Annotated in this window: 22 protein-coding genes; 14 read left to right on the forward strand and 8 right to left on the reverse strand. The window is 44.8% G+C overall.

Going from position 1 to position 24943, the window contains the following annotated elements:
- Window positions 1-357: 357 nt before the first annotated feature.
- The 5 genes from C7120_RS08390 to C7120_RS08415 all read right to left on the reverse strand — a co-directional run bounded on the left by C7120_RS08390 (window position 358) and on the right by C7120_RS08415 (window position 5393).
- The gene (locus tag C7120_RS08390; protein WP_107621158.1) at window positions 358-2076 is read right to left on the reverse strand and encodes an ABC transporter ATP-binding protein; all 1719 of its coding nucleotides are present in this window, start codon (window positions 2074-2076) and stop codon (window positions 358-360) included.
- 25 nt (window positions 2077-2101) lie between these two features.
- Window positions 2102-3856: an ABC transporter ATP-binding protein gene (locus C7120_RS08395; protein ID WP_107621159.1), complete on the reverse strand. Its 1755-nt coding sequence runs from the start codon at window positions 3854-3856 to the stop codon at window positions 2102-2104.
- A gap of 32 nt (window positions 3857-3888) precedes the next feature.
- Window positions 3889-4503, reverse strand: a complete 615-nt coding sequence (locus C7120_RS08400) for a TetR/AcrR family transcriptional regulator (RefSeq protein WP_107621160.1) — start codon at window positions 4501-4503, stop codon at window positions 3889-3891.
- A gap of 312 nt (window positions 4504-4815) precedes the next feature.
- Complete coding sequence (locus C7120_RS08410; protein ID WP_014709758.1) at window positions 4816-5106, reverse strand: helix-turn-helix domain-containing protein; 291 nt, start codon at window positions 5104-5106, stop codon at window positions 4816-4818.
- A complete protein-coding gene (locus C7120_RS08415) occupies window positions 5103-5393 on the reverse strand; it encodes a helix-turn-helix domain-containing protein (RefSeq protein WP_009348147.1) in 291 nt (96 codons plus the stop codon). Before C7120_RS08415 ends, C7120_RS08410 begins: the two co-directional genes overlap by 4 nt.
- A gap of 409 nt (window positions 5394-5802) precedes the next feature.
- Between C7120_RS08415 and C7120_RS08425 the strand changes: the two genes are divergently transcribed.
- The 9 genes from C7120_RS08425 (at window position 5803) to C7120_RS08465 (ending at window position 15131) form a co-directional block, all read left to right on the forward strand.
- On the forward strand, window positions 5803-7236 hold the full coding sequence (locus C7120_RS08425; protein ID WP_107621163.1) for a VapE domain-containing protein: 1434 nt from the start codon (window positions 5803-5805) through the stop codon (window positions 7234-7236).
- A gap of 219 nt (window positions 7237-7455) precedes the next feature.
- The gene (locus tag C7120_RS08430; protein WP_107621164.1) at window positions 7456-8436 is read left to right on the forward strand and encodes a toprim domain-containing protein; all 981 of its coding nucleotides are present in this window, start codon (window positions 7456-7458) and stop codon (window positions 8434-8436) included.
- Window positions 8437-8440: 4 nt separating this feature from the next.
- Complete coding sequence (locus C7120_RS08435; RefSeq protein WP_107621165.1) at window positions 8441-8920, forward strand: DUF3408 domain-containing protein; 480 nt, start codon at window positions 8441-8443, stop codon at window positions 8918-8920.
- 339 nt (window positions 8921-9259) lie between these two features.
- Window positions 9260-9691, forward strand: a complete 432-nt coding sequence (locus tag C7120_RS08440; RefSeq protein WP_107621166.1) for a hypothetical protein — start codon at window positions 9260-9262, stop codon at window positions 9689-9691.
- Window positions 9675-10742, forward strand: a complete 1068-nt coding sequence (locus tag C7120_RS08445; RefSeq protein ID WP_107621167.1) for a relaxase/mobilization nuclease domain-containing protein — start codon at window positions 9675-9677, stop codon at window positions 10740-10742. Before C7120_RS08440 ends, C7120_RS08445 begins: the two co-directional genes overlap by 17 nt.
- Before the next feature lie 523 nt (window positions 10743-11265).
- Window positions 11266-12564 carry an ATP/GTP-binding protein gene (locus tag C7120_RS08450; protein WP_107621168.1) on the forward strand — a complete coding sequence of 433 codons (1299 nt, stop codon included), beginning with the start codon at window positions 11266-11268 and terminating at the stop codon, window positions 12562-12564.
- Between the two features lie 4 nt (window positions 12565-12568).
- The gene (locus C7120_RS08455) at window positions 12569-13180 is read left to right on the forward strand and encodes an RloB family protein (protein ID WP_107621449.1); all 612 of its coding nucleotides are present in this window, start codon (window positions 12569-12571) and stop codon (window positions 13178-13180) included.
- Between the two features lie 87 nt (window positions 13181-13267).
- A complete protein-coding gene (locus C7120_RS08460; protein WP_233247049.1) occupies window positions 13268-14713 on the forward strand; it encodes a hypothetical protein in 1446 nt (481 codons plus the stop codon).
- A 220-nt stretch (window positions 14714-14933) separates the two neighbouring features.
- Window positions 14934-15131 carry a hypothetical protein gene (locus C7120_RS08465; protein WP_107621169.1) on the forward strand — a complete coding sequence of 66 codons (198 nt, stop codon included), beginning with the start codon at window positions 14934-14936 and terminating at the stop codon, window positions 15129-15131.
- Window positions 15132-15302: 171 nt separating this feature from the next.
- Here C7120_RS08465 and C7120_RS08470 read toward each other — a convergent pair whose 3' ends face one another.
- The 3 genes from C7120_RS08470 to C7120_RS08490 all read right to left on the reverse strand — a co-directional run bounded on the left by C7120_RS08470 (window position 15303) and on the right by C7120_RS08490 (window position 20362).
- A complete protein-coding gene (locus tag C7120_RS08470) occupies window positions 15303-16337 on the reverse strand; it encodes an IS1595 family transposase (protein ID WP_107621170.1) in 1035 nt (344 codons plus the stop codon).
- 600 nt (window positions 16338-16937) lie between these two features.
- On the reverse strand, window positions 16938-19322 hold the full coding sequence (locus C7120_RS08485) for a carboxypeptidase-like regulatory domain-containing protein (protein ID WP_107621171.1): 2385 nt from the start codon (window positions 19320-19322) through the stop codon (window positions 16938-16940).
- A gap of 68 nt (window positions 19323-19390) precedes the next feature.
- Window positions 19391-20362, reverse strand: coding sequence for a GNAT family N-acetyltransferase (locus C7120_RS08490; RefSeq protein WP_107621172.1), 972 nt, complete (start codon window positions 20360-20362; stop codon window positions 19391-19393).
- A gap of 145 nt (window positions 20363-20507) precedes the next feature.
- On the opposite strand from C7120_RS08490, the gene C7120_RS08495 reads away from it, so the two are divergent.
- The 5 genes from C7120_RS08495 (at window position 20508) to C7120_RS08515 (ending at window position 24943) form a co-directional block, all read left to right on the forward strand.
- Window positions 20508-21026, forward strand: a complete 519-nt coding sequence (locus tag C7120_RS08495; RefSeq protein ID WP_107621173.1) for an HAD family hydrolase — start codon at window positions 20508-20510, stop codon at window positions 21024-21026.
- 125 nt (window positions 21027-21151) lie between these two features.
- On the forward strand, window positions 21152-21724 hold the full coding sequence (locus C7120_RS08500) for a Maf-like protein (RefSeq protein WP_107621174.1): 573 nt from the start codon (window positions 21152-21154) through the stop codon (window positions 21722-21724).
- 232 nt (window positions 21725-21956) lie between these two features.
- The gene (locus C7120_RS08505; RefSeq protein ID WP_107621175.1) at window positions 21957-22952 is read left to right on the forward strand and encodes a MoxR family ATPase; all 996 of its coding nucleotides are present in this window, start codon (window positions 21957-21959) and stop codon (window positions 22950-22952) included.
- 28 nt (window positions 22953-22980) lie between these two features.
- Entirely contained in the window at window positions 22981-23853 is an 873-nt protein-coding gene (locus C7120_RS08510) for a DUF58 domain-containing protein (protein WP_107621176.1), read from the forward strand.
- 13 nt (window positions 23854-23866) lie between these two features.
- The gene (locus C7120_RS08515) at window positions 23867-24943 is read left to right on the forward strand and encodes a hypothetical protein (protein WP_107621177.1); all 1077 of its coding nucleotides are present in this window, start codon (window positions 23867-23869) and stop codon (window positions 24941-24943) included.

Here is a 24943-nt window from a genome sequence, read left to right on the forward strand (position 1 = left end):
TTCCATAATAATTTTTTTTTTTGATTAAAGGATTAAAAATGTTTCTTGTTTTTTCGTCCCGTCATTTGCCGTGGCGTTTGCCGAGTCTCCGTATTTAACATCTGTTATGCCTTGACGTTTGCCGAGTCTCTGTATTTAACATCTGTTACGCCTTGGTGTTTGCCGAGGTTCCGCGTTTAACATTTGTTATGTCTTGGCGTTTGCCGAGGTTCTGCAAGCCTCTCGGTATTTGTCGTGACGTGTTCCGAACCCCAGGAAAGCCTGCCGTCGTTTGTCGGGAAGTGTTCCCAGAGACGTGAAAGGCTCTCATCGTTTGTCGGGACGGTGTCCTTGGGTTCGGAAAGTCTCTCGGCATTTCTATTTTCTTTGCAACTGAAGCATTCTTGCGAACTCGCCGTTACGAGCCAACAGTTCATCGGGCGTGCCCTGTTCGCTGACCGTACCGCCGCTAAGCACCACTATGTGGTCGGCATTGCGTACGGTACGCATACGGTGGGCTATGATGATGACAGTCTTGTTGCGCACCAGTTCGGAAATACCCGCTTGTATTTTCGTCTCGTTCTCGGCATCAAGGCTTGCAGTGGCTTCGTCGAGAAGTATTATTGGGGCATTCTTCAGCAGGGCGCGGGCAATGGAAATGCGTTGCCGTTCGCCACCCGAAAGGGTTTCGCCGTTTTCGCCTATGACGGTATCGTAGCCTTGCGGCATTCGGCTGATGAAGTCGTCGCACTGCGCCATTCGGGCAACGTGGCGCACTTCCTCGTCGGTGGCGTTGCGCTTGCCGATGCGGATATTGTCGGCAATAGAGGCATTGAACAGCAATACGTCTTGAAAAACAATAGAATAGTGTTTCAGCAGCGTTTCGGGGTCAATCTTCGAGATGTCGTTTCCACCCACAAGAATTTGTCCGTCGGCAATGTCCCAAAAGCGTGCGGCGAGCTTGGCCGTAGTGCTTTTGCCCCCACCCGACGGCCCCACGAGGGCGGTAACGGTGCCTTGGCGTGCCGTGAACGAGACATTGTGCAGCACTTGCTTCTCGGTTTCGTAGGCAAAACTTACGTTGCGGAACTCGATGTCGTAGTTTTCGAGTTGTACATCTGCATTTCCCTCCTGCGTAGGCATGTTTTCTATTTCCTTCATACGGTTGATGCGCACGTCGAGGAAAGAGAGAAGGGCAAGGTAGTTGCACACTTCGATAATGGGATTGTAGACCATTGCCGATGCCAAGAGATAAGCCAAGTAGGTGAATACCGACACTTCACCCTGCTGCAACAGCCACGCTCCCACCAATATAACGGTGGGCATACCGAGCTTGAGCAGCATTCCGGCGAGGTTGAGGAAGACTCCTGCCACGAGTTCGCCGCGCACCAGCTCGCGTTCGTAGCCCTTCAGCCGCTTGTCGAAGCTGCGGCAGTATGCCTGTTCGCCACTATACGACCTTATTTCCTGCATACATTCCAGCCCTTCCTGTATCTGTTCGGTTACGCCGCGCTTCACTTTATAATGCTGAACAAAGGCTTTGTGTAGCTGACGGCGCGACAACAGCAGGGTGGTTACGGCGAGCGGAACAACCCAAAAGAGGGCTAAAGCCAAGTGCCAGTTGTAGGAGAACATGCCCACGGCGATGATGACGACGCTCAGAGCCGACGCAAACAGCTGGGGAACAGCGTGCGAGAAGGTTTGCTCGAGCATCGTGCAGTCTTCCATCACGGTAGAGGTGAGGTCGGAAAGGTTGCGTTCGCCGAAGAAAGCGAGGGGCAGTCGGCGCAGCTTTTCTGCCACTCTGATGCGGCGTTGCGCACTCTCGTTGTAGACGGTGGTGTAGGTGCTGTCGTACTGAAAGCGAGCCAAGAAGAACATAAACACTGCCAAGAGCACTGCCACAAGCACATAGAACCACAGCGTGTGCGGCTCGGTGGAGGGCTTGGCGTCGATGTATTCCATGAGGAAGAAGAACAAATAGGTGGGCGGCAGCATCAATGCGAGGTTCATCAATGTAGAGCAGGCGATGCCTTTCCGCAAGTCTTTCGCTCCTTTTTCGGTGAGGGCGAACCGTTGTTGAAGATATTTTATCATAATCTTGTGTCCTTTCTGTTTAGGTTTATAGTTTCCATGCCACCGACTTTTGGTATTCGTTCCACATCTTATAATATAATGTGGCTTGCTCCATGAGCTGTTGGTGGGTGCCCTGTTCGGCTATTCTGCCGTTGTCTACCACGACAATGTTGTCGGCATCTTGCACGGTGGTCAGTCGGTGGGCTATCATGAGCACGGTTTTTCCGCAAGTCAGGTGGGCAAATGCCTGCCTGATAAGGTGCTCGTTTTCGGGGTCGGCAAAGGCTGTAGCTTCGTCGAGCACCACGATGGGCGCATCTTTCAGAATGGCACGGGCAAGCACTATGCGCTGCTGTTCGCCGCCAGAGAGGTATGTTCCCTCCGCTCCTATCACGGTGTTCAGCCCCTGTGGCAGCCGCTCGATGATTTCCCGACTCTGCGAAAGGTCTACGGCACGGTTCACCTGCTCGATGGTTGCATCGGGATTGCCGTATCGTATGTTCTCCAAAATGGAGGTCTTGAACAGTCGGGTGTTCTGAAACACGAACGACACGTTGCGCATCAGCATTGCCTTATCCATGTGCCGAACGTCCACACCGCCTATTTTCAAGCTGCCTTCGCGCACGTCCCAGAAGCGTGGAATAAGTCTTGCGATGGTTGTCTTGCCGCTTCCAGACGCTCCCACCAGCGCAACGGTCTTGCCTTGCGGTATGTCGAGGTCGATGTGGCTTACGGCATCGCGTTCCGTCGCTTCGTATCGGAACGACACATTGCGCAGACTGACGTCGAAGGCTGTCGCTTTCCCGGGCTTGGAACTCTCTGAAAGCGGCGGCGTGGCGGTGAGTTTCTCCAATCGGTCTACCGCTTCGTTTGCCAAAAAGAGGTTCTGACTGAGGTGCATGGCTTTCATTACGTTGGCTGCAATGATGGGTGCGATGAGCACATACAGCACCATATCGGAAACGATGATGGCAGTTTCGCCGCCATGCCCTATCAGTATGATGCCCGTAGGCACAAGCAGAAAGGCGAAAGCATTGATGGCTATGGTGTAGGCAGACATGGGCGTGCGCCACAGAAGGGTGTATCTGATGACGAGGTCGCGGTAGTTGATGATGCTGTCGTGAAAGCGTTTGAACGAGAACACCGTCTGTTGGAAGACCTTCACGACGGGTATTCCGCGCACGTACTCCACGGCTTCGGCACTCATTTTCTCCTGTGCGTCGAGGTACATACGCTGGAAATCGTTGTTCTTAGGGTTCATCATGTAGCCCATGATGCCGAAGGCGCACACTATCGGCATCATTGCGGCAATGCCCAACTGCCAGTCTACGGCAAGCAGAAGTACTATGATGCCTATCGGAGCCACCACGCTGCCTGCCACATCGGGCAGTATATGTGCCACGAAAGTGTGGGTCTGGCTCGAATCCTCGTCTATTATCTTGCGCATACGCCCCGTGTTCTGCGTGTCGAAAAAGCCCAACGGAACCCGCATCAGCCGTTCCATGGCAGTGCGCCGCATATTGGTTTCGATGCGGAAAGCGGAAAGATGCGAGAGCATGAGGGCGGCGAAATAGAGCAGAACATTCGCCACCGACACCACGAACGCCGCAATGGCATAGTCCCATACGGGCGTATCGGCAAGGTTTCCGTCGGCAGTGAGCAGCGTGCGCACCACCAACCACAGGAAAATAAAGGGTACGAGCGACAGCAGTCCGTTCACTGCCGACAGCACAACCGAGCAGGGCAGCAACGGCTTGCGCCCTCCCATGTAACGTCCTAAGCGTTTCAGTATTCTTATCATCTTCTTCTATATATGTTAAAAGGTTATTGTTCTTACGGTTTCATCAGCTCTCTCCACCCTGCCATGCTATAAGCTACATATTGCTCGAGCGCACGGTTCACCTCGCTTTCGTCGTAGTCTTCGTGCTCCACAAGCTCGCAGAAGATATTCACCCACATAGAACTCGCAATGTGCAGGAAGAAAGGCGATATGTCGATGTTGATGTGCGGATAGCGCGCTTTCATCAGTCGTAAGTATTCCTTGCCTATTCTCGTCTGATGCTCGATAATCCTTTCCTTATACCCGGCGAGGGAGGTGCTCTCGGCATGGAAGAGCAGCAGCCGGAGTTCGGGACGGAAGTTCTTCACGAGCGTCCTCATAGCCATGATGTATTCATCCTGGAACTTCCTCACGCTGAATACTTCAATGCTCAAGTGCTGTTCTTCGTTGTGCGACAGGAGATAACGATTGAGCGCGTCGATGAGCGGATGGAGCACTTCGCAGAACAGTTCGTCCTTGCTGCGGAAGTAGTTGTACACGTTACCCGCAGCAATGCCTGCACGCCGCGCCACCGTGCGGATAGACGTGCTGCGTGCGTCGTGAGCGATGAATTCCTCGCGCGCCACGGCAACGATACGCTGCCGAATGTCGTCTTTCAGTGTCTGCATACGCCGATGAAAACTTTAAATAATGAACCAAGTTCTGTTTTGTTCATAAAAAAATCGCACCGTTTCGTAATCGAACGGTGCGATTTTTTGAACGAGCTTATTTGCGCTCTTACTATATAAATATTGTGTATTCGCATAGCTGCAATGTTTATTTTGCAAAAGTAGCAAAGATATAAAAACGCTGCAATACCCAAAAATAAGTATTTTGCAATAAACACTTATGTGTGTTGAATATCTAAATTTATTTTATAAGTCAAACAACATATTGTGAAATAGAATATGAAGATTTTCAGTTATATAAAATCAATCCCCTCACTTATAATTCTCCTCCAACATCTTTTCCAAATCCGAAGCCTTATAGAGGATTTTCCCAGCAAACTGCGTGTAGGGGATAATCCTCCTATCCCGATAGTCCTGCAAGGTACGGGGACTGATATACAGCCGCTCGCACACTTCCTTACCCGTAAGGAAAAGTTCTCCGGCGAAGAGCGGCTTGTGCGTTTCTGCCACTTCCAGAATTCTTTTCCCCACACCTCTTAGCGCCGAGACAACCAGCTGCATCTCGTCGCTTTCCATGTTCAAATCTTTTGCCATTTCCATCATATACTGTTGTTTTTAGGTTTGTCTGTTCTTGCAAGGAGCAGCTGTTCCACATCCTCACGCTTGTAATAGCACTTGTGCCCGATTTGCGTAAACGGCAGTATGCCCGTATCGCGGTAATGCTGCAAGGTGCGCTTACTGATGTTCAGCAGCCTGCACACATCTCCGTTGTGCAGCCAGTCGGTGTGTTTGCTCTTTTCTCCGAATGCTTTGTGACAACATTCTGCAAGGCTCAAGATTTCATCTCGAAGCTTTGCCCAATTGCTTTCTGTAATGACGTAATAGTTCATAATCTTATCTTGTTTTATTGTTTGTTGTTTCTGGCTTTCCCCTTTTCCCATCGGCAAAGATAATGGCGTATGTAGGCCTCTCAAAGCAGCAGGGGACAGTAGGGAAGTATCGGGAACAATAAGGAAAAAGGCAATCCGTTCCATCGGTTTGCATTTGCGTTTTCCTGCCCCGTCTTTTTTCTTTCATTACAAAATTAAGATAGCCCATTTCTTATTCCATCACTTTTCATTCAAGTGGCAGCTTGTGGCGCTACGACTAGGACAAAAGAGACAGATTGATATTCTCATCACTACCCAAATGAGGCCAAGATAATCAAAGCAAAAGACTGCATCTGAAAGCAAACAACGACATTGATATTTCAGCCAACCTTTTCTTCTTACCTCCCGATTTTTGCTTAATGAGGCATAAATGCTCTTCTTTTCTGCTTGCTTCCCTAAGAATTTCGCAGCAGACGGACGCAACATTATGCAAGAAGCCTCTGAATGCTTGGAAGTTACGCATTCTCACCCTAACTTCACTCTTGGAAACCAATTCAAGGAAATAATGAAAAAGAACGCAGATGCAGGCAATACAGGCAGCAGGAGAAATCCCCATCGAAGAGGTAGTTCATCCAAGAACGCAGAGATAGAAACCTACCTCTCCACACACTATGAGTTCAGATACAACACAGTATTGGGCAGAACCGAATATTGCAGTAAGGGTAATAATCGTTTTGTAAAAGTCGGTCGTTATGAAATCAACACGCTTCGTAGAGAGCTTGATAGCGATGAAGGTATCATAACTTCTTCCGATAATCTCTACTCTATCATCGAGAGCAGTTTTTCTCCACGCATCAATCCCATACAGGAGTATTTCAAGGGATTGCCGATGATAGATATAGGCGATGATAATAGCTGTGGTGGTTGCAATGGTAGTATTGTTCCTTCTTCCTTTTCATTGAAAGCTATTCCCGATTTGGCAAGCTGTGTTGCCGTGCGTAACTCCCAAAAGTGGCTGCCGTATCTCACCAAATGGCTTGTGGCAGTGGTAGCCAACGCAATGGATGACCGTGAGTGCCGCAACCACACTTGCCTTGTACTGACAGGCGAACAGGGTAAGTTCAAGACGACCTTCCTTGACTTGCTCTGTCCACCGGCATTGCACGGTTACAGTTATACGGGCAAGATATATCCGCAGGAGAAGGACACACTTACCTATATCGGGCAGAATCTTATCGTAAACATTGACGACCAGCTTAAAGCCCTCAACAAACGGGACGAAAACGAGCTGAAGAACCTCATTACCTGTCCGATGGTCAAATACCGTATGCCCTATGATAAATATGTGGAGGAACATCCTCATTTGGCAAGTTTCGTTGCATCGGTGAATGGCAACGACTTTCTGACAGACCCGACAGGCAGCAGACGTTTTTTGCCTTTTGAGGTACTCTCCATTGACATAGAAAGAGCAAAGGCTATTTCGATGGATAAAGTCTATACAGAAGCCAAAGCCCTGTTAAGGTCAGGCTTCCGCTATTGGTTTGACGATGACGAGATAGCCGAACTGTATCGGGAGAGCGAGGACTTTCAAGTACAGACAGCGGAAATGGAACTCTTGCTTCGTTGTTTTGAGAAGCCAACGGAGGACGAGAACTATTTGTTAATGACCACTACGGAGATACTCACCTATTTGGGTGTTTATACCCACCAGCCACTTGTTGCCAAACGTATGGGCGAAGCCTTGAAGAAAGAAGAATATATAAAGGTGAGTAAGCGAAGAAACGGTGGGAATCCCATCTATGTCTACAAGATTAGGAAAATCTTGCCATGTCCACTCATTCAAACTTGTAGTAGCCAAATGTAGTAGAATGTGTAGTATCTCCATATACTACTAACTATTGTTGATTATCAATCATTTATATTAAAATAGTATGTAGTAAGAAGAAAGATGGAAAAGTTTGGAAGGGAAAAACTTAGGAAAAGAGAATTACATTCAAACAACATTCAAACAACATTCAAATATCATTCAAACCAACCATTATTATTCAAATAAGAATTATCCTACCATTTAAAGTTTATGACAATGACAGAAGAAGATTTATCACTCATCAAGCGATACCCCATCGTGGAGTATCTTGAAAGGAAAGGCATCAAGCCTGTACGCAGGACACCTGCCTATGCCCTGTACCGTTCACCACTTCGTGAAGAAACACATCCGAGTTTCAAGGTGGACACAGAGAAGAACCTTTGGATAGACTATGCCGAAGGCAGGGGCGGAAGCATCATCGACCTCTGTATGCGATTGGAGAGCTGCACGCTCTCGGAAGCCATCTGCCGTTTGGGGCAGACCACTTCCTTTGATACAGCGTGCAACTATGCCGAACCTTCAAAGGAGAAGGCATACAGCAGCAATGGCAGTATCAGACTACCAAAAGAGGAAATGGCAAACGGGGCAAGGAGACTGATAGATGTATCAGACACCTTACCGCTACATTTGCAGGAGTATCTTACAAAGGTACGCTGCATCAACTTGGAAAAGGCGATACCCTTTCTCAAATCCATCAGCTATGAGGTAAGAGGAAGAAGATACGAAGCCATTGGCTTTGCCAACCTCTCCGGCGGCTATGAACTTCGGGACGACAAAACGTTCAAAGGAACGATTGCCCCAAAGGATATCACTCCGATATTTGAGAGCAAGGCACAGCCCGTCCGTCTGTTCGAGGGGTTTATGGACTTTCTCTCTTTTCTTTCAATGAAAGAAGAAGTGAATAACTGCTGCCTTGTGTTGAACTCTGTAAGCAACATAGGAAGAAGTATCAGCTATCTGAGCAACCAGCAAGTATCTTCTATCCGTATTTTCCTTGATAACGACGACGCAGGGCGGAGAGCAACACAGGAGCTGATAAAGGCAGGTTTTAAGGTAGAAGATATATCCCGATATTACAAAGACTTCAAAGACCTCAACGAGTATCATGTCAGCCGTGTTCGTGAGCAACAGAAAAAGCTGGAGAAAGCTCCAAAAACAAACAATAAACCCAAACAAGTCAAACTAAAAATACGATAGAGCAATGAAAAAGATAAAAGCAAGCAGAGAGGAGATAGACCAATCCATAAAAGAAGCGTTCAACATGAACAGACAGGAAAGTAATGAAAGAACAGAAAGGAAAAGTCTTACATACTACTTGGGAGATACAGAAGACGAGGTGGAAGAACAACCACAGGCAAAAGCTCCATCAGAGGAAATAGATTGCCAAGAAGTAATAGCTTCCGAGTCTGAACTGCACACAGAGAATGCAACCGTTCAACGGCGCATCAGTGCCAAGATGAGACGGGGAACGCTCGAAACCTACAAGCAGGCTTTCCTTGTTCCGACCAAATTGAACGACCGAAAGGCGGTTTATCTGAGTAGGGCGACACAGGAGCGTGCAGACTTCATCGTCCGCAGACTGGGCGACAGGGGCAGCAACCTTTCAAGTTTTGTGGAGAATATCGTGCGCATTCATTTGGAGGAATACGGTGAGGACATAGAGAAATGGAGAAAGCTGTAAACAGAATGAAAGGGAGACAAGGGGGCTGGAAAAGGACAACCTTTCCACTAACCCCTCTCTCCCCTTTTTAATAGAACTCACTATTGAATGTTTTCTGAACATACTGAACGGTGGGAGTATCACGAACGCAGTTAGACATTGAATGCACGGCATTCATTTTAGGCTACAAAACGCTTTATGCGTAAACGTCTCGTTAGCTGACATTGCAAGACGTCAGTTTGTACCCACAAACTGCGCCCTGCTCCCCTCGTTTAATTATCGGTGAGATTAGACCGTAATCACTCCGTTCTCATCGGTCAGCCAGCAGAAATTAAGCAACAACGAAAAGAGGACTTTTATATGAACAGATACAACAGCAAGACTGCCCGATGGCAGCAACAGGAGAAGGAAGAACTGCGGATGAACAAGACGGAGTTCATCAAGATAAGATGCACCTTAGAGGAAAAGCAACGTATCAAATCAAAAGCGGAAAGCGCAGGGCGGAAGTTCTCCGATTACTGCCGTGAGATACTCCTTAACGGAGAAGTAACAGCCGTTCCCAAGATGACCGACAATGAAAAGGAAGCCATAGAGGTGTTGAGGAGAACAGCCTACTTTTTTACACATGTTTCCAACCTTATCAAGGTAAAGGATGATGTGTGGGTATTGATTACTCAAAGTCTTTCCTATCTGGCAAGGGAAGCTTTTAAGCGCTTCTTTAATCCCAAATACCGTATTGAGGAAAGGGCAATTAAACTCTTAAATCTGATGGAGAATGATAGGAAAATGTAAGGCTATCGCGCACGGCATCAATGCACTGGAGTATATCTTCAGAGAGGGAAAACTCGGTAAGACGCTTCTCTTTCACAATCTCTGCGGCACTACGCCCAAGGAAATTTACGAGGAAATGAAGATGGTCAGCGATTACAACACACGGTGCAGAAACAAGATCCTGCGTATCGAAATCGGCATAGCACCACAAGATGAGAAAAGATTGAGCCTCGCGTCTGTCCGTAACCTTGTGTCAAACTTTGCAATACGCATGGGACTTGCCAACCATCAATGGGTAGCAGTAACGCACAAGGACACCGACAATATGCACATCCACATCATTGCCAATCGTATCAGTTTGTACGAAGAAGTCTATGACACCACCTTTGTGAGTAACAGGGCAGCAAGGGTTGCAGAAGACCTTAGCCGTAAGTACGGATTGACCATCGCAAAGGAAGTAAAGGCGAAAAGAAAACACCAGAAGACAAAAACTAACCCCACGAGAGAGCAAACAAAGAAAGAGGTGCAACAAATCTGTTATACCCTACTTGAAAAATATAAAGGCACAGGCATCACAGGGCACTCCATGTTTCTCTATGGCCTTGGCAAGAGTGGAGTAGCCATTGAACGCTTAAAAAACAAGCAGGGCAAGGTCTATGGCTTGAAGTTCTCATATGCAGAACAATCGTTCAAGGCTTCTGAAATCGGCAGAGAGTTCGGTTACCGTTCCTTGCAGAAGAATTTTGAGATAAGCAACAAGACAGAACCAAAGAAAGCCACGACACTGGCAGATGAGCCGGCAAAGAACAAAACTCAATCCGATATAGGTTATCAACTTGTTCCTCCCAGCCGCTCCTATACGTCACCTGCCAACACAAATGAAAGTTCATCTATTGCACAAGCCGTAGGCAATGTGGCAAGTACAGCCTTAAGTGCTGCCGAAGAAATCATTTCCGGAGCAGGCGGGTTAATCAACCCACAGACACATGGTGATGATTATGCCGAGACAGCATGGCAGCACAGGCTCAGAAACCAAGCCAAGAAAAAGAAGAAAAGAGGAAGAGGACTATGATGGTGAGTAAATTAATGATCTGAAACAAACTATTGGAAACATCTGAAAACTCCTTTTCCATCTATTACATATCAGAATTGACACTTACAACTAATCAACTGCAACAGTGGGTTGTTTCAAGATATGAGACCTCTACAAAAGTCTACAAAAAGAAGAAAGAAGTGAATATAACTTACTGCTTTTTCTTAAAAAAAAGAGTTTTGCAGAGGTCTCGATATATGATTTATAATAGACTGATATTTTACGCTTTGCAAGCACACATGTAAGGAAGTATTTATAATTTAGGTGCCATTTTAGCGCCACTATTTCCATCGTAAATAAATTAAGCGATAGTGAAAATAATATTAGACAATTGACTTCAAAACGATACACTCTAAATATTTAAAATACATAGTAGACAAATAGCCATAAACTTTTTTTTATTTACATATACTGTAGCTTTTTTACAGAAAAACAAAATATATCTTGTTAAATTGGATTTTATTTGTATCTTTGCACCGTATAACAGGTAAATTCAACGATTATGATAGCAGAATTCAGCATTGAGAATTTTTTCTCTATTAAATCGGCTCAGAAAATCAGTTTTGAGCCATCGGCAGATACTTTTATGTCTGATGAATATTCGTATGAAATTAAAGAGGGGGTAAGATTACTGAAAGTTGGCATTATTTATGGTGCCAATGCTTCTGGAAAAACAAATATATTAAATGCCATCGAATTCTTCAAGATGCTGGTTTTAAGAATGCCTAAAGACCGGAATGAAAAAACAGGAACGGTTCCTTTCATGCTGGATGACACTTCGAGGAATGAAGTAACGAAGATGTCGATGGCGTTTTATATTAATCAATCGAAGTATATCCTTAGTTTTGAGTTGGATGCCGAGCATATCTATTCCGAGACATTGATTGTTTATGATTCCATTCGCCCCACCAAGCTGTATAACCGAAGTTATGATGCTTCAACAGATTCCACGGCCATCGACTTTGGCGTAAATCTGAAAATGATAAAGAAAAGCCAAGATGTGATCTCTGGAAATACTATCAATAATTGCAGTGTGCTTGCCGCATTTGGCAAAAGTAACGTGGAACGCACCAAGTTGAATGATGTGTACGATTACTTTGCCAAACAGGTAAAAGAAGTATTGGCTCCCGGTATGCTGCTTTCGGGATATATCAAATCACGATTAGATAAAGACAAAACAGGGGATTTGAAGAAATTCGTCCTAAACTTTCTGAAAGCATCCGATTTCAACATTGAAGATGTGTTATTACATGAAGAGGAAGAACTGATTACCCCTGAATTGGAACAATTAATCCAGAATGCCCCTATTGATAAAGAAGCAAAAGCAGAAATGCTAAAAAAAGGTAAAATTACAAACACGGAACTGACCTTCAAGCATAAGGCAGGAAACAAAGTATATGATTTATCGGAAGAATACGAATCAAATGGTACTATGAGGTTTTTGGGAATGGCGGTGATACTGAATTTCCTGTTAAAGACCAATCGCTTTGTGTCTATCGACGAAGTGGAAACAAGTATTCATTATGAGCTGTTAGCTTATTTCATAAAAGTATTTTTGGCAAACAGTAACGGAACATCCCAAATGCTCCTGACAACCCATGACATCAATCTTCTCAATGAGGATTTCATTCGCCGTGATACGATATGGTTCACTGATAAAGACGAACTTGGAGAAACTAAGATTGTGCGTCTATCTTCTTTGGGGCTTCATAAGAATCTTTCCCCATACAATGCATACAGGCAGGGAAAATTGGTAAAGTTGCCGTTCTTAGGTAGCCAGTATATTAACCTAGATGACTAATGATATGGGGCGAACAGTAACAAAGAGTATCGCCATCATAGGTGAGGGAGAAACAGAATGGTTCTATTTCGATTCTCTGAGGATTGCGTGTCGCTATCCTTTCAAGGTTGCACCGGATTTTCCGCAGCATAGCGACATCAATCATATTTTGAAATTGGTAGAGTCCTATTTGAACAAGCAATATGATTATATCGTATGCCTATTTGATATGGACAGACAGTATCAATATCCTTCCGAAATGCAACTGTATCAACGAGCAAAGAAAGAGTATAGCAAGAAGAAATATACCAGAAAGGTTATGTTTGTAGAAACAAATCCTTGCACGGAGTTTTGGTTCTTGCTTCATTTCTTGCCTAATGTGGTTTGTCGGCGATACGAGAGTTACGAACAACTTCTCCCCGAGCTACAGAAATATATGCCAGGATATGAAAAGAAAAAACGATATTTCAGACGCACCAACCTCTATAAATACTTGACAGAGAATGGTGATTTGGAACGGGCAATCTTAAACTCCGAAAAATTATGCCAACTTTGTCAAGAATCGCCGGAGGACTTGAAAGCATACTCAGAAATACATAAAGTGATTAAATTACTTAATACACTCATTGCAAAATAGTTGTTAAAAAGATTAGTTATTTAGCTTCCGTTAAAAACAGACAGTATCTATTAACCATAAATTAGAAACTTATAATTGACAATAAACATGGCATTAACATACAGTAGATTTTTTAAGGTAAAGCATAGAGATTTTAGACAGAAAGGGGTATATAATGCCTTTTTGGATCAGGACTCCTTGTTTCATATAGATCCGCTTCTTCTGAAAGGAAGTAAGATACCCGAGTTTAAGAATGCATATACTGAATTCTTTAACTATTTTAGATTGTTTATACCTTTAGTAAAAGCTTCAAAAGCTGACAATCTTCAAGACCGTTTCTTTAAGCAAATGGTAAAAAGATTTACTTTCAAGGAAATTCCAAATACAGGATTGGGATTTTCAAAAGGTAATACAAGAGGAAGGGGTATCAGTGGCACTATTTCCATACAACTTGCCCATAGTGCATACACCATCATAAAGGCGGGTATTGAAGATCCTGAAATCTTTGGTTTAATGCAACTAATAGAGGATAATATGGCAGCTGATAGAATCAGTGACATGGCCATTGCCATCCTTCAAAGACACTTTCTTGAGTATACACAAAGAATAGCTCTGGAAATGGGACTAACAACTCATTCTTGTACATTCGAGTATGGGGTCATGTTCCAAATCCCTTTCTACAAAGACAAACCTATTCATTTTATTCCAGAATCATTTTTAGCAAATCTTCCCGTTGCACATGATTTTGAAGAGATAGACAATGTGTGTAATTATAATAATCGGCTCAAAAGAAAGATTGCAGAATTGATTGGTGTTAATTGGGCCGAGTATAAGGACTACAAAAAGAAAGATTGGAAGAATCTTATCGTTAGCAATAAGGATTGTTATAAAGCAGCAATTAGTTTTTATAAGAATCTCAATGCGATACCGTATGATTTCACAGCTGACAATAAGAACCAATATCAAGTTATATTGCTTCAAGAGCTATTGGACGAGATTCCATTCCAAAAGCCAACTGAGTATGAGAACGAAGAGGATGAGGCTTATAAGTTCACATTGGCAATGTGTCATCAATTCAAACATTTAGTTGAGCACAATAGGATTTCGGAGTTGTTCTATCGAAACAATCGGATTCCGGACGAAACAGATTGGCAGCTTCTGCTATATACTGTAGCTGATACGTATAAAATAGCAGGTAATTTAGACATAGCTATAACACGAGAGGATAATCCTGGTGTTGGTGAGATTGATTTCCATATAACCAAAGGTTCAAGGGCAAATTCAGTTATAGAGATAAAACGTTCTACTAACGAAAATCTCATTCATGGATATCGCACTCAGTTGCCTGCCTATATGAAAGCAGAAAGAGCACAATCAGGCATATTCATGGTAATCATGGAAAAGAATAATATTGATGAGATTAAACGGAAAATTGAAGAAGTGCAAAAGGATATGGAAAATAAAGGTGAGTATATACCTGAGATTGTATATATCAATGGTATGCGACAATATTCTGCAAGTAACAGAAACTATATAAATCCAGAAATAGAATAAGAATTCAATAAAGATCCCTCACGAAGCTATTGGCTGACAGAAAATAGGGTGCATCGAATTATACCCCGTAAAATGCAACCATATAGCAGATGGGGTGTTATCGTGAGCATATAAAAACATTGTACTTACCTTGAAATGACAAACAATCAAATTTAAACGAACAAGTATAATAGTGTGTTCTTGGCTATATAATTCAAGGACAAAATATAGGAGGTTAGACATGGCTACAAATCCACCGTTAGGAGACGGACATCGCAATGGCGCAGTGAGAAAACGTTCGCAGGTTTTTAATCCCAAAACAGGACAATGGGTAAAACGGGATAAAGATACAGGGCGCTTTATTGATGTCAAACAGAATGGTACACCTTTTAAGGGCGTAACTAAAGAAAGTAAGTTTTTAACGAGGGCAAGGGTATAATATTTGCCCTCGTTTATTTTTACATAAGTTTATCATTGATTCTATGGAGGATATTTTATCGTCTGATAGACCGTATTTCGTATAAAGTTGAATGTCTATTTCGATAACACTCTTACTCCGACTTACTCCGAGACCTCTATAAAAATACTCTTCTGTGTGGTGATGTTATGCTTAATAACCGTTAATTTCTGTTCCGTAGTTTCTCCATTTGATATTTGATGTATATTGTGCCGCTATTCGGATCAGCCTCTCAAAGAGGTCATACTTGTCCTCTTTGCTGTCCCGAAAGAACCTACGATTGAACTTCCAGCAGTATTCATTAAGGTAGAGTTGCAGGAATCTCTCGTCTATGTCTTTATGTATGGCCTCGATTCCACTTCGGCATTCCCCGGTAACGATATGTACCCATGGCAGGATTTTTGTTACGACGTCATGGGCATCCGTCTCTGTTTCTAAATGCGCCTCATGCTCGCCAACCATTAACAGATTATGTCCTCCGTCTGTAAGAACCTTGGCATCGTCTTTGACGGCAGCCGTAACGAAAGGCTTGATGGTTTCGAACCGGATGTCAGGCAGCGCACGCATCTTGATGTAACGGACAGCTTTCTTGATTTTTGTCTGTGAGCTTTTAGCCAACAGTATAGATGCCTTGTTAACCTTCTCCGTATCAGTGAGGTCTGTAAGGTATCTGAGCATTATTTCGTCAACAGGCCTGCTCTCAGCCATTACCAAAACACCGGTCTTTCTGCGCTTCCTTGTCTTTTCTCCATCTTTGTTCGTAATGGAGGAGGTCGGGAAATACGAAATGTCGAGCTCTATTTGGTCCGCCATCTTATACAAGGAATCTCTTTGCCCCATGATGTCCCGGTACTTCATCATCATAAGCCAGGCGGGTGGGTAATACTTCATTTCCAACTGGTGCTGGATTTCCTTGGCTGAAAGCACCTGCTTGAAAGACGTCATCATGTGAGCAGTAAAGAACCATGGATATAAGGGCAGATGGCTTTTCTCCATTACGGTACCTTGGGTAAGGGTGGTCCAATTTCCACACTCCATGCATTGGAATACGCTGCGTCTCTCAACCCATTTATGGCTCGTGCAGCCACATTTCGGACATACGATACCAACAGAATGCCGTATTTCCTTGAAGTATGAGATACAATCGTCCTCATTGGTAAAACGAGAAAAGAAATCTTTCAGCAACATGGGCGTTCGATTTCTTGCAAAAGTACTTATATTACAGTGCATTATATACTAATTAGGACTTTTTAAGTATAACATCACCACACAGAAAAATACTCGGACAGAGAAACTATAGAGATAACTCGCTGATTATCATTAGTGGCAATTGGGTGTAAAAAGATTTTTGCAGAGGTCTCATATTGATTTTGCCGGTGATAGGCTTGAAGTTGTTGATGAAATGAAAAGAAAAATAAAGAAAGCCGAGGCATTTATTGCTATCTTACCGGTCACGTTGAAAGAGAGAATATTCATGGTCGTGTACAGGATTTCTATTCTTTGCCATTCGGACAATAAATAAAGCAAAAGAGAGAAATCTTCATCAAAAACGCTTGTTATTCAAAGCAAATTATTACCTTTGCAAATAGAATAACAAGCGTTCTTTGTTAATGCAGAAACTTGCGACCAAAAGTAATTCGCTCGTTTCCAAATCGTTACCTATTTTGTTTACACAACGAGGTAACTTCTTTATTTTCAATTAGATACATTTTAGGAAATATCTCACTCTGTAATGAGGTGGAAAGCCGTATTCGTGTCCAAAGAAAGCCGCGGCTGCGTCTCTCTCCGTTAGAATTCAAGCAAGATTCTTGCGTTAATCTGCCGTCCTGTAAGATAGTTGGGCACGGCATATTGCTGGTTGGTTACATCGGTAACCCAGTGGTATGAGTTCACATTATTGATGCCGAAGAGGTTCAGGCAGTCAACGCCCAGCCAGAGATTCTTCAGTGTCATGTGCGAGTGGCGGTCTTCATTGTTCACGAGGCGGTAGCTCATGCCGATGTCAGCGCGCTTGTAGGCTGGTGCCCGGAACGAGTTGCGTTCCAGTTCGCGGTGGGGAGCGGAGAAGGGGAGGCCGTCGGCAAAGGCCAGTCTCAGATTCATCTTCCATCGTGTGGTGCCCGGGAAATAGTCGGTGAAGAATACATTTACAGCCCATTTCTGGTCGGTGGGTAGCGGCAGGGAAATCCCATTGAGGTTCATTTGGGTGTCCATCAGTGAGAGGGTTATCCATGAGTCCGTACCCGGAACGAACTCCCCGTAGAGTTTGAGGTCTATTCCCATGGCATGTCCGCTGCACACATTGTCGCCATAATAGACAACTTTCACATTGTTCACGGAATAAGGCACGAGGTTCTGCAATATCTTATAGTATGCCTCGGCGGAGAATCTGAAGGGGCGGTTCATCATGCGGAACCGGTAGTCCAGTCCCGCAATGAAGTGCAGGGAGCGCTGGCTCTTGATGCTACGGTTAAGTGTTGCCACCGTTATATGGTCAACGGTGGTGGTATCGCGGAGCTCTTTGAAAAATGGCGCCTGATAATAGAGTCCCGTCGCGAAGCGAAACATCACATGTTCGTTGAAGGCAGGAATGATGCCCAGCGACAGTCGGGGAGAGACAATGGTCTCGCCGTTGAAGTTCCAATGGCTCATGCGCAGGCCATAGTTCAGCGTGTAATGAGTCTGGGCGGAGTCGTTGCCGCCGCTGAAGCGCCAGGTGTCTTGCAGGTAGGCTTCCATGCGCGTCGCATTCAGTTCGTTTCTGGCCTTCATGGAATAAATCATGTAAAGGTCCTTGCCGGTATGGGGAACGCTATATCCGGCCGAGTCTCTCATCTCGTATTCGGTGGAGTTCTCCTTGATACGCTCTCGCTTCAAGGCTATCGCGGTTTCAATGTTGTGTCTGCTTATCTTGTGGTTCAGCATCAGTTTTCTGCTCATCACCGTTGCCTCAAGGTAGTTGCGTGCATGCTCGAAGTAAGTTCCCACCCCGAGGTTCTCGCTGGTTTCAGTCTGGGTGAGCCAGTATTGCCCCTGGATGTCGTATCGCTCCTGCTCCTTGGTATGATATGCCGAGGCCAAGAGTTTCAGTGAAGTCTTGTCTGAGAATCTATAAGTAAGGCCGAGTGAACCGAAGACTGTGCGGAAGATATCTTTCTCCTGCCCGTCGAAGTAGACGGTGAAATTGGTAACATTCCCCGTCGTGCCGAAACTTGTATTTCGGTTGGTGGGGAAGAAGTTGTAATGATTGTTGGAAATGTTTCCGATGAAATCTATCTCCCAACGCCTGTTCGGGCGGTAGTTCAGATAGGTCTGGTAATCGAGGAAGTTGGGCTTGTATTCCCCTTTTTCCTCAAGAGAGCCGAGCAGATACTTGGTGGTTTTGTAGCGGATTCCGTTCAGCCATGAAACCTTCTTGCCGGCGAGGGCGGCATAGGCACTTGCCCCCAGCATGGAAGCAGACAATGAAGCCTCGGATCTTTCGGGACGCCTATAGGTGATGTCCAAGGCTGACGACATGTTGTCTCCATAGCGGGCTTCAAACCCGCCGGTAGAGAAGCTGATGCGCTCGACCATATCCGGATTGATGATGGAGAGCCCTTCCTGCTGTCCGCTGCGGACAAGGAACGGGCGATAGACTTCGATGTTGTTGATGTAGACGCTGTTTTCGTTGAAAGAGCCGCCGCGGACATTATACTGGGAACTCAATTCGCTGTGTGTGCTTACTCCTGCCTGCGACTGGACCATACTCTCTACGGCATTGCCGGATGCGTTTGTAGCCATCTTCATGTCTTTGGTCTTGAGTTCCTGTGTCTGTCCGCTTTGAATCCTTTCTCCTTCTACCTGTACATCGCCCAAAGTGATGTTATCGTCATAGAGGATAACCTGTAATGTCTGCTTGCCTTTTGGATGGCGGAGCACACGCGTCTTGGCCTTGTATCCAATCATGGAGAATTTCACGACGACAGAGTCGGCCGACTGTAAAGTCAGTTGGAATTCACCCTTGAAAGAAGTCATCGTGGCCTTGCCTTGTGCCAGACACGACACCGAGGCCAGCTCTATGGGGTTATTCTTGTCGTCGGTTACCCGTCCTTGTAATGTAAATGATTGGGCTGTCGTTTGCAGAATGCAAGCGAAAAGGAATATGCTGAATGCCAGTGTTCTCTTCATCATAACTTTACTAACGCACGAAATGGAATATTATTGCGCCTGATACCGGCAGCTTTTCTCGTTGCTCTTTTTCATTCCCGATACCACCAGGAAAGCAGCCTATTGAGCCAGCTTACGGAGAATCGGAACCATCGATATCTTGCAACGGGCTTTCCTCCGAAACTGAGGATGAAGTCCCGGAATCTATTCTTGCGGAAAGGAAGACCAACATCGAGGAAGAACATGTGGGCGTAATTATGTTCGTAAGCGTGCCGGAGAGCTTTCCATATGGTCATGCGATCAGGATGAATGAGCGGATGGCTTTTACGCTTGGACGCAAGATACCACATGTAGGCGTTGCCCTCGGAATAAGCACAGGCACATCCGCCAATAACTTTCTCCTTATATATCGTAATGAAGATTTTCGCGTTCTCGCTGTTGTGGAGTTCTGCAAATTGACTTTCTGGCGGGATGAGCCTGCGCATCTTCATGCGATAAAATCCGCTGAGCATCTTATAGAAGGCATGGACATCCGCCTCGTTTTCCGCTTCACGCGTCTCAACGCCCATCCTGTAACTTTTTGTAATGCCTTTCATCATCCTACCGGAGAGCCTTTCCTCCGGCGACTTTGAGTGCAGCGAATTGTGGATTTCCTGCCAGTGTATGGGGAAATATTTATTCCGGCGAAGATGCTTATATCCAAACATTTTCTGTGAGAGATCACTCATCTCGATAAAAAAGCAAAGTTTCCGGCGAAACTGGCGCGTAATAGACTTTAGAAGGACTCCGAAGACCTCTTCCTTGTTCACTTCTTCCGTATATTCTCCTTCGCCGTATATGCGTCCTTGGGTGAATATATATGGAGGAAACCAAGAGCCTCGGCGGCGAAGCACGGCGAGCATGTGCCCGACGATTTTGCCAGATCCGTTGCTTGCAACGGCCATGTAGGGCGACTGCCCCGGCGTCTTCTCGATGATATGGAAGAGTTCCGTGCTGTGGAAGAAGTTGCTTTGGGAAAGTTCCGGCAATTTCTCACTTCTCGTAAAAATTTTCACGGTCAGCATATAGGCGCGGGTGGACTTTGATTGTTTGTACTGCAAAAATACGAAAAGTTTTCTAAAAATGTAGAGATTTCGGTTTAAAATAGTATCTTTGCATAGGTATGAAAAGAAGAAGGAAATAATATCTGTTGCGAAAATGTAAACTAAAATGATAAACTTCGATCTTAAGAAAATTCGGGCGGTTATCTTTGATGTTGACGGGGTGCTTTCCGCGAATACCATCAATATGGATGGCGAGGGGCAGCCTTTACGCACGCTGAACATCAAAGATGGATATGCCATCCAGCTCGCCCGGAAGATGGGACTTCGGGTCGCGATACTTACCGGAGGACATTCGGAAGCTATTGAGAAACGGTATCGCTATCTGGGTGTAGAGGATATTTACATGCATTGTGCCGTGAAGATAAAAGCCTATCACGATTTCTTAGGCAAGCATGGATTGAAGAATGAGGAAATTCTCTATATGGGAGATGATATTCCAGATTTTGAAGTAATGAGTCTCGTGGGATGTCCGTGTTGTCCCCGGGATGCCGCTTCGGAGATTAAAGAAATTTCATTGTATGTCAGTGATCTGGACGGCGGATATGGATGCGGGCGTGATATCATAGAGCAGGTGCTGAAGGCGCAGGGAAAATGGTTGAATGACGCAAAGGCTTTTGGATGGTAATTGAAGCCGCTCATGAGAAGAATCATATTGGGTGTTTCTCCTGACAGGTTTGGGCTATGCTGAAGATAGCCAAAAGCCGTGTGGGAAGTTGTTTTGAATAATGGGCTCATCAATAAATTGGAAAGATGTTTGAGAATTATAAAATAATTTTGGCGTCGAACTCTCCCAGGAGGAAGGAACTTCTTGCCGCTCTGGACATTGACTTTGAGGTGAAAGTTGTTCCTGGTATAGAGGAGAGCTATCCTCAAGATCTTCCTGTCGAAGAAATACCACAGTATATTTCTCGAGAAAAAGCTTCGGCGTACAAGGCCGTAGGAAATGAACTTATTATCACCGCAGATACCGTCGTCGTACTTGGAAAGGAGGTACTTGGAAAGCCTGACGATGATGCAGATGCCATCAGGATGCTTCGAAAACTGAGCGGAAAAACCCATCGCGTGATAACGGGAGTAACGCTCACTACGGTAACGAAGCAGCATTCTTTTCATGTAACGACTGAGGTAACCTTTAAGCCGTTCACGGAGGAGGAAATTTCATATTATGTAAGGCATTATCATCCGTTTGACAAGGCAGGTGCCTATGGGATTCAGGAATGGATAGGGTATATCGGCGTAACAGGATTGAAGGGAAGCTTCTTTAATGTGATGGGGCTCCCTGTCCAGAGAATCTACGAAGAGATGTTGAAGCTCAAAGACTAAAAACAAGTGAAAGATACCATCCATTCAGGAGGTGGTAAGGATGGATTCTCCCATGAATAGAAGACTTTTGGGGAGAAAATTGGCAGGTGTAGGCTTTTTTGCTATAAAGTTTCTTAAATAATAGGATTTGGGAAACTTTTTTAATATAATTTATTACCTAATTTTCTCTTCTCTTCCCCAAATATGCTACTTTTGCACTAAATTTTAATCATAGGATAAAAGAAAAATAATTATGGCAGAAGCTATTGATATCCGAGAACTGAATGTCCGGATAGAACAACAAAGCGGATTTGTTACCAAACTCGTAACTGGTATGGATCGCGTAATCGTGGGACAGAAACATCTCGTCGACTCACTTCTCATCTCTCTGTTGAGCGACGGACATATACTTCTGGAAGGAGTGCCGGGTTTGGCCAAAACCCTTGCCATTAAAACTCTTTCGCAACTTATTGATGCCGACTATAGTCGCATCCAGTTTACTCCGGATTTACTGCCGGCCGATGTCATCGGTACTTTGATTTACAGCCAGAAAGATGAGAAGTTCCAGGTGAAAAAAGGACCTGTATTTGCCAACTTCGTACTGGCAGACGAGATAAACCGTGCGCCGGCAAAAGTGCAGAGCGCCTTGCTCGAAGCAATGCAGGAGCATCAGGTTACTATTGGTGAGCAGACATTCAAGTTGCCGAAACCGTTCCTCGTAATGGCTACGCAGAATCCCATAGAGCAAGAGGGTACCTATGAATTGCCGGAAGCTCAGGTAGACCGCTTCATGCTGAAGGTTGTCATAGATTATCCAACGATCGATGAAGAGAAGCTCATTATCCGCGAGAACCTGCAGGATAACCTTCCGGAGGTAACATCTGTAACGACAGCAGACGAAATTCTGAAGGCTCGTGAAGTCGTAAATCAGGTTTACATCGACGAGAAAATAGAACGGTATATTGCTGATATTGTTTTCGCAACGCGCTATCCCGAGCGTTATGGGCTGGGCGAGTTGAAGGATATGATAACCTTTGGAGGGAGTCCGCGTGCCAGCATCAATCTTGCCAAGGCCTCTCGTGCTTATGCCTTTATTAAACATCGCGGATATGTGGTTCCGGAGGATGCGCGTGCGATAGCGCACGATGTCCTGCGGCATCGCATCGGATTATCTTATGAGGCAGAGGCAAGCAATGTAACCTCTGAGGAGATAATAAGCAAGGTGATCAATAAAGTAGAAGTGCCATAAACATTCGAATAAGATTTAAAATTTGAAGATGGAGACATCTGAGATATTAAAGAAAGTCAGAAAGATAGAGATCAAGACTCGTGGACTGAGTCAGAACATCTTTGCGGGGCAATACCACTCAGCGTTTAAGGGGCGTGGTATGGCATTCTCTGAGGTGCGTGAATATCAGTTCGGTGATGATGTCCGCGATATAGACTGGAATGTTACAGCCCGTTTCCATCGTCCTTATGTGAAAATCTTTGAGGAAGAACGGGAACTCACGGTGGTGCTCCTCATTGATGTTTCTGGCTCCCTTGACTTTGGGACAAGCCGACAGATGAAGCGCGATATGGCTTTGGAAATTGCCTCCACGCTCGCTTTTTCTGCCATTCAGAACAATGATAAAATAGGAGTCATATTTTTCTCTGATCGTATAGAGAAGTATATTCCACCAAAGAAAGGCCGTAAGCATATTCTTTACATTATTCGCGAGATGCTCGATTTTGAGCCCCGGAGCAAGAAGACTGATGTGGGGATGGCCATAGAATATCTGACGAGAATGATGAGGCGTCGCTGTACGGCCTTTATATTGAGCGACTTCTATTGTCGTGAAGATTTCCTTCGACAGATTCAGATTGCAAACCAGAAGCACGATCTGGTTGCCATCCAAGTGTATGATCCCTTGGCAAGGAGGTTGCCCGATGTGGGCTTGATGAAAGTTCGCGACGCGGAGACAGGGCACGAGATGATTATTGATACATCCAGTAGGAAACTTCGTCAGGCCCATACTCGTTATTGGGCGGAGCGTGAAGAGTCTCTTAACCAAATTTTCGCTAAGAGCAAGGTCGACTGGATATCGGTGGCAACCAATGAAGACTATGTGCGTTCGATGATGTTACTATTTGCGCAGCGGGGGACTTAAAGAGATTGCCGAAATGAAGATATTACGAAATATAGTCAGTTTATTCTGCGTGATGGGCAGCCTTACGGCAACGGCCCAGATATCAGTAGAACAGCAGGTAGATTCTATTGGTATCCTTATCGGTCAGCAGGCGCATCTCTCGGTGAAGGTTACTGCACCGAAAGGGGCTCGAATTCTGTGGCCACAGTTTAAACCTTCTCAGTATATTACTCCGGGTGTTGAGGTTTTGGAAACCTCAAATGCTGATACGGTTCATCTTGACAATAATCTAATGGTGGTAACTAAGGCTTTCACCATTACTTCTTTCGACGAGAAGCTCTATCCGATTCCTGGGATGAAGGTCAATGTGAATGGCAAAACCTATACAGGAAACATCTCGGCCTTGAAGGTGATAACGGTGGATGTGGACACATTGCACCCCAATCAGTTCTTTCCTCCCAAGGATGTACAGGATAATATTTTTCTGTGGAGTGAGTGGAGTCCGCTATACTGGTTGAGTGTCTTTTTGCTAATTCTGTGTCTATTGGCTGTTTATCTCTTTATTAGATTGAAGCAAAACAAGCCAGTTATTGCAAAAGTCCGTATTGTGAAGAGAGTTCTTCCTCATCAAAAGGCTCTTAATGCAATCGATAGAATAAAGGCAGAGCATTTGCAGCGTTCAGAAGATCAGAAAGCATATTATACGCGGCTTACAGACACACTGCGCCGCTATATCAACGAGCGCTTTGGCTTTAATGCTATGGAGATGACTTCATCAGAAATTATAGAGCATTTACAACAAAATGGTGATCAGACAATGATCAATGAATTGAGAGAGCTGTTTCAAACTGCTGATCTTGTGAAGTTTGCCAAGTATCAGTCGCTTATCAATGAAAATGATCTTAATCTTGTAAATGCCATTAACTTCATTGATGAGACGAAGCTTGATGGACAGCCAACAGAAGAGCGTATCATTCCTCAAATTAGCGAGGAAGCAAAACGAAGCCAGAAATCTCGCATGGCTATTCAGGCTGCCATCTGCATTATTGCAGTTAGTGCCGTGGTGTTACTGATATATGTCGTTTATAGTGCTTATCAATTAGTGAACTAA

Origin of the sequence: Prevotella sp. oral taxon 376 (assembly GCF_003043945.1) — a bacterium.
GTDB lineage: Bacteria > Bacteroidota > Bacteroidia > Bacteroidales > Bacteroidaceae > Prevotella.